General features: G+C 67.3%; 15 protein-coding genes. 7 read left to right on the forward strand and 8 right to left on the reverse strand.

Annotation, left to right across the window (positions count from 1 at the left end; all coding sequences use genetic code 11):
- The first annotated feature begins 26 nt into the window (after positions 1 to 26).
- From HUA74_RS40785 to HUA74_RS40795, 3 genes are all read left to right on the forward strand, one after another.
- A complete protein-coding gene (locus tag HUA74_RS40785; RefSeq protein WP_174458895.1) occupies positions 27 to 878 on the forward strand; it encodes a metallophosphoesterase in 852 nt (283 codons plus the stop codon).
- Positions 879 to 973: 95 nt separating this feature from the next.
- Positions 974 to 1357, forward strand: coding sequence for a response regulator (locus HUA74_RS40790; RefSeq protein ID WP_141647363.1), 384 nt, complete (start codon positions 974 to 976; stop codon positions 1355 to 1357).
- A gap of 78 nt (positions 1358 to 1435) precedes the next feature.
- A complete protein-coding gene (locus HUA74_RS40795; protein WP_141647371.1) occupies positions 1436 to 2716 on the forward strand; it encodes a hemolysin family protein in 1281 nt (426 codons plus the stop codon).
- Positions 2717 to 2731: 15 nt separating this feature from the next.
- Here the strand turns inward: HUA74_RS40795 and HUA74_RS40800 are convergent, their stop codons facing one another.
- Both HUA74_RS40800 and HUA74_RS40805 read right to left on the reverse strand, forming a co-directional pair.
- Positions 2732 to 4081 (reverse strand): hypothetical protein, encoded by a 1350-nt coding sequence (locus HUA74_RS40800; protein ID WP_174458896.1) that lies wholly within the window; start codon positions 4079 to 4081, stop codon positions 2732 to 2734.
- A 147-nt stretch (positions 4082 to 4228) separates the two neighbouring features.
- Positions 4229 to 4885 carry a MerR family transcriptional regulator gene (locus HUA74_RS40805; RefSeq protein WP_174458897.1) on the reverse strand — a complete coding sequence of 219 codons (657 nt, stop codon included), beginning with the start codon at positions 4883 to 4885 and terminating at the stop codon, positions 4229 to 4231.
- Between the two features lie 47 nt (positions 4886 to 4932).
- Here HUA74_RS40805 and HUA74_RS40810 point away from each other — a divergent pair, with 47 nt between their 5' ends.
- Both HUA74_RS40810 and HUA74_RS40815 read left to right on the forward strand, forming a co-directional pair.
- Positions 4933 to 5355 (forward strand): hypothetical protein, encoded by a 423-nt coding sequence (locus HUA74_RS40810; protein WP_174458898.1) that lies wholly within the window; start codon positions 4933 to 4935, stop codon positions 5353 to 5355.
- A 297-nt stretch (positions 5356 to 5652) separates the two neighbouring features.
- On the forward strand, positions 5653 to 6804 hold the full coding sequence (locus HUA74_RS40815; RefSeq protein WP_174458899.1) for a CARDB domain-containing protein: 1152 nt from the start codon (positions 5653 to 5655) through the stop codon (positions 6802 to 6804).
- Positions 6805 to 6876: 72 nt separating this feature from the next.
- Here HUA74_RS40815 and HUA74_RS40820 read toward each other — a convergent pair whose 3' ends face one another.
- The 4 genes from HUA74_RS40820 to HUA74_RS40835 all read right to left on the reverse strand — a co-directional run bounded on the left by HUA74_RS40820 (position 6877) and on the right by HUA74_RS40835 (position 9852).
- Positions 6877 to 7764: a hypothetical protein gene (locus HUA74_RS40820; RefSeq protein ID WP_174458900.1), complete on the reverse strand. Its 888-nt coding sequence runs from the start codon at positions 7762 to 7764 to the stop codon at positions 6877 to 6879.
- 367 nt (positions 7765 to 8131) lie between these two features.
- A complete protein-coding gene (locus tag HUA74_RS40825) occupies positions 8132 to 8443 on the reverse strand; it encodes a hypothetical protein (RefSeq protein WP_174458901.1) in 312 nt (103 codons plus the stop codon).
- A gap of 475 nt (positions 8444 to 8918) precedes the next feature.
- Positions 8919 to 9557: a hypothetical protein gene (locus HUA74_RS40830; RefSeq protein ID WP_174458902.1), complete on the reverse strand. Its 639-nt coding sequence runs from the start codon at positions 9555 to 9557 to the stop codon at positions 8919 to 8921.
- A gap of 127 nt (positions 9558 to 9684) precedes the next feature.
- Positions 9685 to 9852, reverse strand: a complete 168-nt coding sequence (locus tag HUA74_RS40835; RefSeq protein WP_174458903.1) for a hypothetical protein — start codon at positions 9850 to 9852, stop codon at positions 9685 to 9687.
- 878 nt (positions 9853 to 10730) lie between these two features.
- On the opposite strand from HUA74_RS40835, the gene HUA74_RS40840 reads away from it, so the two are divergent.
- Together HUA74_RS40840 and HUA74_RS40845 are read left to right on the forward strand one after the other, a co-directional pair.
- Positions 10731 to 11051, forward strand: a complete 321-nt coding sequence (locus HUA74_RS40840; RefSeq protein WP_174458904.1) for a hypothetical protein — start codon at positions 10731 to 10733, stop codon at positions 11049 to 11051.
- A gap of 42 nt (positions 11052 to 11093) precedes the next feature.
- Positions 11094 to 11417, forward strand: coding sequence for a hypothetical protein (locus HUA74_RS40845; protein ID WP_174458905.1), 324 nt, complete (start codon positions 11094 to 11096; stop codon positions 11415 to 11417).
- 180 nt (positions 11418 to 11597) lie between these two features.
- On the opposite strand, the gene HUA74_RS40850 is transcribed toward HUA74_RS40845, so the two are convergent.
- Together HUA74_RS40850 and HUA74_RS40855 are read right to left on the reverse strand one after the other, a co-directional pair.
- Entirely contained in the window at positions 11598 to 12419 is an 822-nt protein-coding gene (locus HUA74_RS40850; RefSeq protein ID WP_174458906.1) for a hypothetical protein, read from the reverse strand.
- Positions 12416 to 12598 carry a hypothetical protein gene (locus HUA74_RS40855; protein ID WP_141649025.1) on the reverse strand — a complete coding sequence of 61 codons (183 nt, stop codon included), beginning with the start codon at positions 12596 to 12598 and terminating at the stop codon, positions 12416 to 12418. Before HUA74_RS40855 ends, HUA74_RS40850 begins: the two co-directional genes overlap by 4 nt.
- Positions 12599 to 13034: the final 436 nt, after the last annotated feature.

Below are 13034 nucleotides of genomic sequence, written 5' to 3' on the forward strand. Positions count from 1 at the left end.
GCACGGACGTGAAGGCGCCGCGAGCAATGCCTACCTTGCTTCGCATGCCCCTTCGGACGTTGGCTCATCTCTCGGACCTCCACCTGGACCTGAGCCCCGACAGTGATGCCTCCGCGCAAGCGCTGCTCTCGGCCGTCCAGGCCAGCCGCGCGGACCACGTGGTGCTGACCGGAGACCTGACGCACCAGGGCTCGCGCGAGGAGTACCGTCGGTTCGTCGACATCTTCGCGCCGCTGTTGGACACCGGACGGCTCACCTTCATCCCCGGCAACCATGACCGTCCTGGTGAGGACGTGGGTGGCGCGTGGATGGACGGACTCAAGGTCCGCACGGTGGAGCGCCCCGGCGTGTACTTCGTGTGCGTGGACTCCACGGGTGAGCACAACCGCAACTACTTCGCGAGCCATGGAGAGCTGTCGCTCGACACGGTGGAGCGGGTGGAGGCCGCGCTCGACGCCGCGCCGCACGACGCGCTGGTGGCGGTGCTGGTGCATCACCACGTGCTGCCGCTGCCCGAGGAGAGCTTCCCGGAGCGCCTGGCCACGCGCATGGGCTGGCCCCACGCCTCCGAGCTGACGCTGGGCGCGGAGCTGGTGACGCGCGTGCAGGGCCGGTGCGACCTGGTGCTGCATGGCCACCGTCACCAGCCCTGCGAGACGGTGCTGGACACGGCGCACGGACGGCCGCTGCGCGTCTTCAACGCGGGCAGCTCCACGGACCTGGGGCGCTTCCGGCTGTTCCAACACTCGGACGGCCGCCTGCTCGGTGAGCCCCAGTGGTGTCACTCGACGCAGCCCGAGCGTCCCCGGACCGCGGGGCATAATGTGCGACCTGCCCTTCAGTACCTGGTGACGCAGCTGGGCATGGCCCTGTTCTGAGCCCGCCCCCCTGCTCTCCAGGCAGGGGCCATTTCTCCCGAGGAAGCGAATGTCGAGGGTGCGCAGGGAGGTTCTTCCCGTGTCGGGGAGGATGCTTGGCGCGACTGGACACGGATGAAGAAAGCGCGAGACGGGTGCTCGTCGTCGATGACGACGCGGACTGGAGGGAGTTCCTTCGGCTCAGCCTGGAGGATCTGGGGTATGAAGCCACCGAAGCGGCCGATGGCCACGAGGCCCTGGCCAGTCTTCGGCGCGGTGAGCGCTACGAGGTCATGCTCCTGGACCTCAACATGCCGGGGATGAGCGGCCTGGAGGTCGTGGCGCGGCTTCCGCGCGGTCCCCTGCCCCGCGTGGTGTTCCTCACGTCAGCGGCGGCCCAGGACGTGGGCGACGCCCTGCTGTCCGGCCCCCACTACTACCTGCCCAAGGGCGCCAGCCAGGATCAACTGTCTCTCCTCTTGCAGTCACTTGGTGAGTGAGCGGCCGGGCATCCGGGGTTACGGTAGAGGGCTCCTGAGAGGAGGGCCATCATCGTTTCGGAGCTGCTCATCATCTTGTTGCTCGTCCTGGCCAATGGCGTGTTCGCCGGGGCGGAGCTCGCGGTCATCTCCCTGCGCCGCACGCGGCTGAAGGAACTGGTGGAGCAAGGCAGCGGCTCCGCGAAGGCGGTGGAGGCCCTGCGCAAGGACCCGGAGCGCTTCCTCGCGACGGTGCAGATTGGAATCACGGTGATCGGCGCCACGGCTGCGGCCTTCGGCGGCGCGAGCATCGCGAACCGGCTGGCCCCCGTGCTCGCGGGCTTCGGGCTTCCGACGGAGACCGCGGACGAAGTCGCTCTCGCGGGAGTCGTCATCGTCGTGTCGTACCTGTCGCTGGTGCTGGGCGAGCTGGTGCCCAAGTCGCTCGCGCTGCGGGCCGGGGAGCGCTACGCGCTGCTCATCGGCCGTCCTCTCAACGGGCTGTCGTGGCTGATGCGGCCGGTGGTGTGGTTCCTCACCGCCAGCTCCAACGTGGTGCTGCGGTTGTTCGGCGACCGGACGACCTTCAGCGAGAGCCGCCTGTCGGCGGAGGAGCTGCAAACGCTGGTGGAGGAGGCCACGAAGCAGGGCTCCCTGGACCCGCGCGCCGGGGAGATCGCCGCGCGTGCGTTCGAGATGGGCGACCTGACGGTGGGCGAGCTGATGGTGACGCGCGAGCAGATCGTCGCGCTGCGCCGCCACGCGAACGCGGAGGAGATTCGCCAGACGCTGCTGGAGCACGGGCACTCGCGCATGCCGGTGTTCGAGGGCACGATGGACAACATCGTCGGCTACGTCATCGCCAAGGACCTGCTCGGGGTGGCCTGGGAGGGGCACCTCATCGTCCTGGAGGACGTGGTGAGGCCCGCCTTCTTCCTCGTGGAGACGATGCGGGCCATGGACGCGCTGAAGGAGCTGCAGCGGCGGCGCATGCAGCTGGCCATCATCGTGGACGAGCGCGGCGGCGTCGTGGGCCTGGTGACGGTGGAGGACCTGGTCGAGGAGCTGGTGGGCGACATCCTCAGCGAGTCGGAGACGCCCGAGGAGCTGGTGCTGCGCGAAAGCCCCCTGGCGGCGGTGGTCCAGGGCAGCGCGGCCATCCGGGACATCAACCGGGAGCTGGGCCTGGACCTGACCGAGGACGACGACTACTCCACGGTGGCGGGGCTGACCATCGCGCTGGCGGGCGGCGCGATTCCCGAGCCCGGCACGAAGCTCCGGACGAAGGACGGGTTGGAGCTGGAGGTCCTGGAGGCGACGCCCCGGCGCGTGCGCTCGGTGCGCATCCACCTTCCGGAGGCCAAGCCCGAGGAGGGCTGAGCACGCACCTCCAGGCTAGCGGGACTCTGGAGCCTGGAGGGCCAGCTCTCCGGGGCGTGCTCCGGCGCGCACGCTCCAGCCTGGAGCAAGTTCCAGAACCCAGCCATCGCCCTGCCACCGGGAGCCCTGCGCACGCTCGGGTGGCGCGACGACGGTGGCGGACTTCCAGTCCTGGGCCACGAGCACTTCGGACGTCACGCTGAGCGAGCCCCATTCATCCACGATGCGGGCTCCCGGATACACGGTGCCATGCTCGAGCAGCGGGACGAGTTCCCCCGGGTTGAACTGGATGCGCATGCGCAGCAGGGGCAGGCGCAACACGGGCCCCTCCACCAGGCGCTTGCGCAGGGCCTCCGCGCGCTCACGGGCGAGCCGCGCACGCGTGGTCTCGGCCTCGCGCAGGGCGGAGCCCTCATAACGCGTCTCGCGCCGCGCCACGTTCCGCTCGGGCCCTGGCGCGGGCAGCCGGAGGGCCTCCCCGAGCAGGTCCCCCAGGTCCGCGCCTTCCAGCGCCCGCTTTCGCCAGCCCGTGGCGGAGGCGCCCGCTTCATCCAACAGCAAGCCGTAGGCGGGGCCTGACGCGTAGGCGAAGGCCCGCACGAAGGAGTTTCGCCGAGCGCCGTCGTCCAGGTTCTCCAGCGCCAGCGCCCTGCGCTCTCGAGCCTGGCCGGCCGCCGCGCTCACGCCGGTGTACTCCGCGAGCCCTTCATGGCGCTCCAGCGAGCCCTCCTCGGAGGTCGCCGAGGCGAAGCGCGCTCGACGCTCGCTCCGGAACGCCAGCGCGTCCTCGACGGCGGTGCGGCGCGCGGACGCGGTGCTTGAGCGCAGCGCGGACGCGAGGGCACGCCACTCGAGCTGCAATAGCGTGCGGCCCTCGAAGTCATCGAGGTGGGCATTGGCCCCCTCCTGGCCGCGATGTCCCAACGAGTTCGCGAGCCGATGGAAGGCCTCATGGGCCAGCAGGGCGCGACGACGCGCGGGGGCCTCGGGCAGCGGCGCCCTCAGCTGCACCCATGAGACTCCGGCCCAGGTGAGCGCCGTGTTGGCGATGGTGACGTCGGTGGGCAGGACGCCCACCCAGGGGCCCGCTCCGGACTTCCCGGGCCACTCGCTTGCCACGAAGGCCCGCGTTTCAGGATGTACGACGAGCAACGGAGCGCACAGCGAGTGCCCCCACAGTCGCCGCCCATCGGCTTCACAGGTCCGGCGAAAGTCCGCGAAGGCGGCTGTGATTTCGCCCACGGCCATGACCTCGGGCACGACGGCAGCGGACTCAGGGGCGGCCAGGGCATTGCCGCTCGAAGCGACGCCCCAGAGACACGCCGTCGCGATACCGCACCTCGTCACGATTCCACGCTGACTCATGAAGCGCTCCTTGAAGAGGCCCCACCGCTCCTCGCTCGAGGCCAGAAGCATGCAGGCGAATGATACGCCCACGGCCGCAACGGGTACGTCGTTCACCCGCGTCGATTGCGCACGGAAGCTCCGTGGCGTGAAACGCCCAGCCAGCCCTCAGCGCCCCTTGGACCGGGGCCGCGTCGGAGCACCTGCTTTCGCGCTCCCCTGCCCCAGTCGCCGCGCCGCGACGTCTTGATGCGCCAGCCGCCGCAGCGCGATGAGCACGGGCTCGTGGACCGCCGTTCCGAGCACGGCGTACTCAACGGCGGCCGTGGCCTCCCGGGGAATACTGCCGACGTCGAACTCGGCGATGGCGCGGATGTGCGGCCCATAGACGGCGAGCCGCCTGTCATCCAAGGGAATGCCCGCCGACTCCGCCGCCGCCAGCGCGAGCTCCAACTGGGCGACCGCGGCGAACCGGGGGTCATAGACCTGGCCCAGCTTCTCGAGCACCGCGCGGGCCCGGGGATAATCCTCCGCCGCCTCCGGCGTCACGCTGGGCGGCAGCGCGGCAATCGCCTTGCCCAGCGTCTCGAAGAGGTCGTTCTCTGGGCGGTCCATGAGTTGGAGCACCTCCCGCGCCTTCTGCACACTCAGGCCCACCGTCTCCGTCAGCGCGCGAATCACGGCGATGCGCCGCACATGGGCCTCGCCGTACTCGGCCCGCGTCGCCGACGTGGCCGCTCCGGCCGGCAACAGCCCCTCCCGCAGATAGAACTTGAGCGTCGCGAGCGGAACGCCCGTCCGCTCCACCAGTTCAGAGATGCGCATGCACGGCCCCTTGCATTGGATACCTTCGGTATCTAATATTGGATACCATGGCTATCCAACCCCACACCCTCATCCTCTTCGGCGTCCTGCTTCTCTCGCTCATCACCGTGGAATCAGGCGGCTGGTTCCTCACCCGTGTCGGGCGGGGCAGTATCCCCGCGAACGCGCTGCAGAAGAACTTCTTCCGCGCGGGTCATGCGCATGCGGCCGTGCTGCTGATGCTCAGCCTGGTCATCCTGGTGGTGCTCGACGCGGCCCATCTGCCGGCCGGCTACGACGTCGTCGCGCGCTTTGGAGTCCCGGTGGCCGCGCTGCTCATGCCCGCGGGCTTCTTCCTCTCCGTGCTCGGCAAGGACCCCCAGCGGCCCAACCGACTGCTGGCCCTGCTGTGGATTGGCGCGGGGAGCCTCACGCTCGGCCTGCTTACGGCCGGCGTGGGACTCATCGTCGCGGGCGTCAAAGCCTCGTGAGCAGGGGCTGCCACGATGAGGTCATGCCGCGAGCGAGGCTGACGCGACCCGTTCGACGGAGGCCGCCGGTGAATGAATGGCATTGGAAACAATGCCAGCCACCCCAGCAAATGAATATCAACCCTGAAACTCCCCTGCTCGAAAGGCCTTCTCCCCAGGGCTCCGACGTCAAAGGTTGGGTGAGAACCCACCCGCCGTGAGTCATTGCATAATTCCGAGGATGACCCATGAGCGAGGCACCGGCTCGTCGCGTATTCTTTGGATGCCTCGATTCGAGGCCCATCCCCGGAGCCAGACATGACACGTGCATTGGGAGTTCCCGCGCTCGCGGCGTTGTTGCTGTTGGGCGGTTGTGAAGGCGTAGGCCCCGAAGATGCCACGGCGCCCGTGGGTGAACTGGGCGTCCATGAGGGGGCGGTGGGTGAGCTGGACTTGAGTGTCGAGGACCTGGTGGCGTCGTGCCAGGCCACGGCGTTGACGCTCTCGGGGGCCATCCAGAACCACGGGGCCACGGGCATCGCCGGTTCCACGGCGGCCGTGTACGCGGGCGGCACCGGCGCGGGCGGTACGCGACTGGGAACCCTCAGCGTGCCCTTCCTGGTGGGTGGTGAGCGCTTCCCCTTCCAGCTCTCCTTCACGGTGCCGGAGGGCACCCAGCGGGTGGTGGTCGTCGCGGACGACGACGGGGTCTTCAACGAGGACAACGAGGCCAACAACGTCGCCGCGGTCGACTTCTCCATTCCCTGTGCGACGAATCAGGGTCCGGTGGCGCTCTGTCGAAACGTGACGGTGGCGGCGGACGCGGCCTGCGAGGGCGTGGCCTCGGTGGACCACGGCTCGCATGACCCGGACGGCTTTCCGGGTCCCTTCAGCGTGACGCAGCTTCCCTCGGGCCCGTTCGCGCTGGGGACGACGCCTGTGCAACTGGACGTGACGGACGGGGCGAGTGCGAACACCTGCTCGGCGACGGTGACGGTGGTCGACACCACGGCGCCGGTGCTGGGGGCCAGCCGGGGGCGCGTCCTGACGCCGTCGGTGGGCTCGGACTACGTGCTGGTGTCACTGGCGGACTGCGCGCTGCCGGCGGTGGACAACTGTGGTGGGGAGCTGCCGCTGGCGCAGGCGGGCACGCTGTTGCGCGTCAGCTCCGACGAGCCGAACGATGCGCTGTCGCTGCTGCGGCTGCTTGCGTGTGACGACATCAAGCTGACGGCTGATGGCAAGTCCGCGCTGGTCCGCGCGGAGTCGGCGCTGCTGGGCAACGGACGCGTCTACACGTTCACCTACGGTGTGAAGGACGCGACGGGCAATGAGACCACGGGCACGTGTCAGGTCCGCGTCCCCGCGCTGCTGGGCAATCCCGCGGTCGACTCCGGGGTGACGTACTGCCAGGGCGTGGGTTGTCCCTCGGGAACGACGGGACGCGGACTGCTCTGCTCCCTGCTGTAATCAGGTCGTCGTGAGGGCCCGCCTGGGAGGATTCCGGGCGGGCCCGTGCGACGGTGACGAATCCCAACACACTCAGTGCTTGCCCAGCGCGGGGAGCCACACCTCGAGAACCCTGCGCGGCATGTTCCCGTACTTTCCCTGCAGCCCGATCACGCGGACGTTTCCCCTGAGCGCCACGCCCTTCTCACCGAGCACCTGCTGAACAAGCGCTCCCACCTTGTCGGCGAGCTGCTTGTCATCGGCGTGGAAGTAGCGAACGTCACCTGTCGATGACGCTCCTTCCGTGAGGATTTCGGGACTCGGAACCCCGTAGCCTTCACCGTCCAGCGCCAGGGAAAGTGCTGTGGCTATCGATCTGTCGTTCGGGTCCGCGTAGTGGACGAACACCCGTGTTCGCTCCGCCTGGGCCGCGGCAACCAGCCTGCGCGCGCCAGCCGGCACATCCGAGGCCGGTGGCCCTGACTTGATGGCCTCCGCCAGATACACACGCGGTGGCGGCCTTTCGACCATTTCAGTCTGTGCCGACACCAGGCTCAGCTCACCGGCGGAGCCCGCGCTCTCGGCGAGCGCCACCCGAATCTGCCCGACCAGACTTTCTGGAAAGGCGGCAACCAGGACGTTGCGCTTCAAGATGCGCTTCTTCGCATCCGCTCCGAAGATGGCCTCGTCATTGAGCTTCAGATACTCGAAGAAGTCCTTGCGCCACCCATTGTCCAGCTCACGTTCCGCTTGAAGCTGAGCAAGCTGTAGCTCCCGTTCCTTCTGTTCCTTCGCGAGCGCGAGTTCCTTCTCCTTCGACGCCACCGCCACCCAGACCTGGACGCCTGAAATCAAGATCGTCGCCACCGAAATCACGGCCCCCAGATTTCGATTGAGGAGCCCCTGGCGAGAGGTCGACGTGGTCCGCTCATGCTCGAACCGCTTTTCCTCGAGCAGCACCCGCCTGCGCTCCAATTCCAAGCGCTCACGCTCCAGGCGAAGCTGCTCCTCTGAAGGCGTCTCTCCAGTTTCGCTCATATGTCCCCCGAGCAATCAGCGCCGTCCGACAGGATACTTCAAACTCACGTCCCGCTCAAACCAGGCCCCGGCACAGTGCGCCGACGCGAGGCTACCGCCCTGGAAGACTCACGAGGTCGGAAGGAGTCCGCATCCATGTTCTTGTGGTCCGCAAGAAGAGGCCCGGCTCCAGTCAGTCATCCACCTGCGACAGCAGTTGAGTGGTGACGCAGGTCCCCGTGGCTGGGCAGCGCAAACTGCACTTAAATTGCAATTGCTTCTTAAACTACAGAAGATGGCGACAGCCTGGTCGTCCTCCGCTCGCACACCTTCATGACAGGGGACTCACCATGAAGAGCTTGAAGCTGTTGCTGTTGAGCTGCGCCGCGGTGTTCGCCATCGGGTGTGGAGCGGCGCCGGCCGAGGTGTCCGATGAGCAGCGGGAGATGAGCGTGTCCTCGGAGACGCTGTCGACCTGCACAGCGTCCTGCGCAAACGGATCCGTCAGTTGCCCCTCGACGGCGACGACCTGTAGCGCGACGAACAACGTGGGCGTGACCTGTGACGGCGTCGCCATCGCCTGCCCGACAACGCCCCCCAATCCCCCTGAGCCGACGTGCAGCGCTCCACAATGCTCGTACATGGAGCGCCAGGCCTGCTCGTCTACTCAGGGCGGTATCGTCCCCTGCTGCACAGACGGCTACGAGTTCTACTGCCGTTGCATCGGGAAGTGGCGCTGCGACATGGCCCTTACGCAGTAGCCTCTGCCACCGCTTCGTCAGCGATTGTACTCGCCGGTCCCTCCCACTCCGAGCACGGAGGACGCCAGGCGGAGGGCGACGTTCAGACGTCCATCCTCACAGGGAGCGCCAGAGGGTGCACTGCAGCATGGCTGGCCGTTCCGCCCCATGGGCCTGTGGGCCCATGGGGCGGAGGTACACGCACGTCAGGGCGTGCAGCGCGCGGTGGCGAACGAAGCCGACGCGAGGAAGCGCCCGAGGCACCCCGCCGATAGTGACGGCGGGGGCCTTTGACAGGGATTGCGACGGCACGGGAGCGCATGCGCCCGAGGCTGACCTATGACAAGAACACCGTCCGCCCCGCGCTGAGGCCGCGCATCATCTGCGGCCCAAGCTGATGACGATGATGATGGTGGTTCCGTTCGGGCACCTGAAGACGATGACGATTCTTCGGCGCATGAGCATGCCCTGGACATCCTCGATCTCCGTCCGGGCCTCGACCTGGGTTCGCTCGAAAGGGAGCGGCTTCGGAACGGTGACCGAGAAGGTCTGGAACGTCGCGGCGACCCGAGCGACCTCCTGCCCATCCTGGTCGACAAGCCCCACCGTGCCTTCGTAGGAGCCCTCGCGGATGTCCTCCTCGTTCGCATGGGCGTTCAACGCATAGAAGCCCGCGGGGAGATCGAGCTCCGGCGCATCAACATAGACAAAGCCGACATCGACCCCATTCGGGAACTCCGTCGCGGGAACCTCCTCGAAGCCCGCGATGCTGGTCCCCGCGAAGGTGACATTCTCCGCGGTGGTGGTGACAATCTGCTCCTTGTTGATGGAGATGCCACGCTCATCCGCGGCGCTCGCCAGCTCCGCCGCAAGGTCGGTGCAGGCCATCGCCGGAAAGGGTTTGACGGTGACAGGCCGCAAGTACGTCGCAAGGCGACTCTCTCCCGCCCAAGCGGAGCTGGACACAAGGAAGAGCGCCACAACAAGGCTCGGGAGGCGGATGACTTGGGGATTCATGGATGGGTCCTTTGCGCAATGACTGCTCAGCCAAACAGGGACACTGCCGAACCAGGGCCACAACACGCCCAACCGCACACGTCCGCAACGCCTCCTTTCTCCCGGATCGGGACGACAGTCTTCATCCTCATTCCCAAGACAATGTTGCCTTTCGGACGGCCCACGGTTCGCTATCTCCATGTGCGGCCTCCTGCGCACAGGAGAGGATTTCGCTTGAATCGAAAGCCCGCGGCACCACCCGTGCGTCGTCCAGCTTCTTCGGGATGCTGCCTTCCGGGAACAGCAGGCGCAGCACGTGGCCTGGATTCTCTCAGCGGCAGGCGGCGCATGCCGCGCCACCATGGATTCCACGCCGACCGTCAATCCACGGAGGCAGCACCTGGTGCCACCGTGCTGACGGGAGCAGCGGCCGACCACCCGACACGAACGTGGCGAAGCACAACGGCAGGCGACAAATAGTTGACTGGAGCAACTACTCACATTCCGCCACATGGAGTTCTCGGACTTGCCGTGATGCTCTTGAATTGCGTCCGACCTCCTGGTCGATAGGCGGACGCAAACCAAAGCGGAGGCAACCATGGCTACCGTGGGACTGCGTCGTTGTGCGTTGTGGGTTGGATTCGTGTGGGTGATGGCGTGCGGAGGCCCTTTCCCTGAGGCGTCAGAGTCATCCGATGCCATCGCCCACGAGGAGATGTCCATCGAGAGCGCCGTACCTGGAGCCGAACTCGCGTGCCCACTTGAGGTCGTGGAGGCCTGCGTTCCGGGCTGGTACACCTGCGGTGTCCGCTGCTGCAACGACACCCTGTGGGACTCTCAACAACTATGTGGCAATTGCCTCACATTTGCACACCGGAGGTGCGTAGACCAGGGCGGCCCGAAGCGAGTTCGCTGGACGCCGTAGAACACCACATCCACCGCACGACCCGCCCGGACACCGCCGACCCGTGAAGTCGCGGATGGCACCTCCGGGCTGGTCATTCCACCTCCACCTGGTCACCACTGACTCCGAATGCCGTGGTGCCGGATGCCGCCTGGCCGAGATGCTGCATCGCCTGGCCCTTGCCATCAACGCGCTTCGCCTGCACGTGTCGACGCGGGAGCGCATCATTCCGACCTCCGCAGGCAGACCAGGTAGAAGCCCTGATACGGTGAGTTCGTCAGGGGGTCGGCATGGATGCATTCCCGCTGTGGTTGGGCATCACCTTGAGCGGTACCGTCATCGTCCTCGTGGGCATCATCTTCTCGGAGCGGCGCGAACAACTGCGACTCCAACGCTGGGTCCAACCGCTTCGATGTCCGGAGTGCGGTGGGGAGTTCGCCCCCCCGTCGGTTGCCCGGTCCGCTCCGCCGCGAATGACTCCTTCACACGGCGCGTCCATCCCAGAGCCTCCAGCCCTGGTCCAGGCGACGTGCGCCGCGTGCGGACTCACCGCCGTCTTCACTGAGACGGGGGAGCCGAAGCGCACGTACCGTGCGTCTCCCGCAGCCTGAGTCGCGAAGCCGCACAGAGAACCGGCCAGCCAGGAAGTGTCCATGTACGACATCCTGTATGCCTTCACGCTGTGGCTCGCGCTCACCGGCATCGGCATCCTCCTGCTGTTCGCCCTCATCGGTATCGAGAATCGCGGCTACGAAAAGGAGAGGAAGGCCCTGCTCGATTCTCTCCGCTGCATTGCCTGCGGCGGCGAGAGCGACCCTGACTCCATCTGGGGGCCCGAATCCAGTCGGGTCAAGCGGGGCATGCCACAGCCACCTCCCCAGGTCGAAATGACGTGTGCGACCTGCGGGCTCGTCGCCATTCACACCGACAAGGGGGAATACGTGCGTACTGGCTCGCTCCTCCCAGACAGGGATTGAGCAAGGTCTCTTCAGAGGGAACCTCCAGCACCGCGCGCACAGCCCACTTCCTGGACGCTCTCGCGTGACGCCGCGAGTACTCGCGCAACCCCCGCTGGTGCGCCAGCGACAGGTCAGAGCCGCCGCGACCCAGGAGGACAAGGCCGCTATCGTCCCTGCCCAGCGCGCACAGGGACTGCGTTACGGCTTTGCTCCCCGGCGCAGGTCCCGGTTTCCGCAGTCGGCCAGGTGGAACGTCCCCGGGCGGCTCATGCGGGAGACGACGCGGGCGCCGACGTATGTGGCGAAGTCCGAGGGCCCGCCGTCCCTCCGCTGCACCGAGAGGTGGGTGGTGTACGCCGTCACCATGCCGGCCCTGTCCCGCCTGTCCACCAACTCCTCGAGGAGTTCCCGGTCGCGCCGGCCCAACTCCTCGCCCGGCAACCCATCGACGTCGTCCAGCACCAGGACGCGCACCCGGGTGGCTCGCTGGAGAAGCTGGTCGTCCTCCGCCTCATCGTCGCTGACGCGCTTCAGCTGCGACCAGCGCACGAAGAACCCGGCGGACGCGTCCCACACTGGCAGATGCTGGCCACTGCGTGGCTCGTGGCGCACCGCGGAGCGGAAGAGGTGGCACGCTCCAGCTGTCTTCCCCACTCCGGTGCCGCCAGACAGCAGCAGCGTGCGCAGCCCTTCCTGTAGCACGAGCCTCGCCGCGCGGAGGGCGGCCGTCTCCAACACCTTATCCCCGGTGAGGACTTCCACTGCCTCCGACGGGGCGGCACACAGCTTCAGGTGCAGCGGCCACGCATCGGCATGGGCGACCTCGAGCCGAACCCTTTCCGCCGCCTCGGCCTGCCGCAACTCCACCTCCCGCCGCTTCCAGTCAGCCTCGAGCTGGACCAGCCCCGCCGAAGGCTGCTCACGGGCCTGGGACATGGCCTTGCGCATCAGGTCCGCCAACCGCTGAGGCCCTTGTCGCCGGGGCTCGGCCGGCGCGGTCTTCTCGTCGTCTCGGCTCACAGGCTGTCCACCACTCCTTCCTGGTAGTCACGGGGGTTGAGACATCCCCGCGTGCGCGCGGATGACGTCGACCGCATCGCGGGCGTGGTGGTGGAGTTCAACTGTTCCACCAGGTCGCCCAGGTTGTCATACCGCAGCTTGAGTCTGGCGGGGACGTCGTGCCCTCGTCGGAGCAGCACCTCGTGGACTCCGCCGCTGCCGGGGAGGGAAAGCCGCGTCCGGGTGGTTCCATCGTCGACATACTCCCAGTCACTCCAGACAGGGGGGCACGCCTGCCCCACGCCCCCCCTCGGCATATCCCCATTGCTCGGAGGCAACACCAACGACCGACTCAGCACGAATCTCAATCGTCCGGACATAGCCAGGGAACAAAGGGGACTCGGAAACATCGACGACACACATTTTCCCTTTGCTGGTCAGCAACTTGCGCCGAAGCACTTCGATTTCCATTCTGGCTATCCGCGTCAAGAGGCTGGACCTCCCAACTCTGACCTGCCTGGATCCTTCGGACCACTGATTACGAGAGAGGTGCCGGCCGGGATGGGTTGGGTACCACTGCTTCGCACTGCCGTCGAAATTCCAGAGGCGTGAGGTAGCCGAGGCTCGAGTGTGGCC

Source organism: Myxococcus sp. CA051A, assembly GCF_013336705.1.
Lineage (GTDB): Bacteria > Myxococcota > Myxococcia > Myxococcales > Myxococcaceae > Myxococcus > Myxococcus llanfairpwllgwyngyllgogerychwyrndrobwllllantysiliogogogochensis.

What these genes read in the sequence shown, in the direction of transcription:
- HUA74_RS40785 (WP_174458895.1), top strand. Translation starts at nt 27, where the DNA reads ATGCCTACCTTGCTTCGCATGCCCCTTCGGACGTTGGCTCATCTCTCG.
- HUA74_RS40800 (WP_174458896.1), bottom strand. Translation starts at nt 4,081, where the DNA reads ATGAGTCAGCGTGGAATCGTGACGAGGTGCGGTATCGCGACGGCGTGT.
- HUA74_RS40805 (WP_174458897.1), bottom strand. Translation starts at nt 4,885, where the DNA reads ATGCGCATCTCTGAACTGGTGGAGCGGACGGGCGTTCCGCTCGCGACG.
- HUA74_RS40810 (WP_174458898.1), top strand. Translation starts at nt 4,933, where the DNA reads ATGGCTATCCAACCCCACACCCTCATCCTCTTCGGCGTCCTGCTTCTC.
- HUA74_RS40815 (WP_174458899.1), top strand. Translation starts at nt 5,653, where the DNA reads ATGACACGTGCATTGGGAGTTCCCGCGCTCGCGGCGTTGTTGCTGTTG.
- HUA74_RS40825 (WP_174458901.1), bottom strand. Translation starts at nt 8,443, where the DNA reads ATGTACGAGCATTGTGGAGCGCTGCACGTCGGCTCAGGGGGATTGGGG.
- HUA74_RS40830 (WP_174458902.1), bottom strand. Translation starts at nt 9,557, where the DNA reads ATGAATCCCCAAGTCATCCGCCTCCCGAGCCTTGTTGTGGCGCTCTTC.
- HUA74_RS40840 (WP_174458904.1), top strand. Translation starts at nt 10,731, where the DNA reads ATGGATGCATTCCCGCTGTGGTTGGGCATCACCTTGAGCGGTACCGTC.
- HUA74_RS40845 (WP_174458905.1), top strand. Translation starts at nt 11,094, where the DNA reads ATGTACGACATCCTGTATGCCTTCACGCTGTGGCTCGCGCTCACCGGC.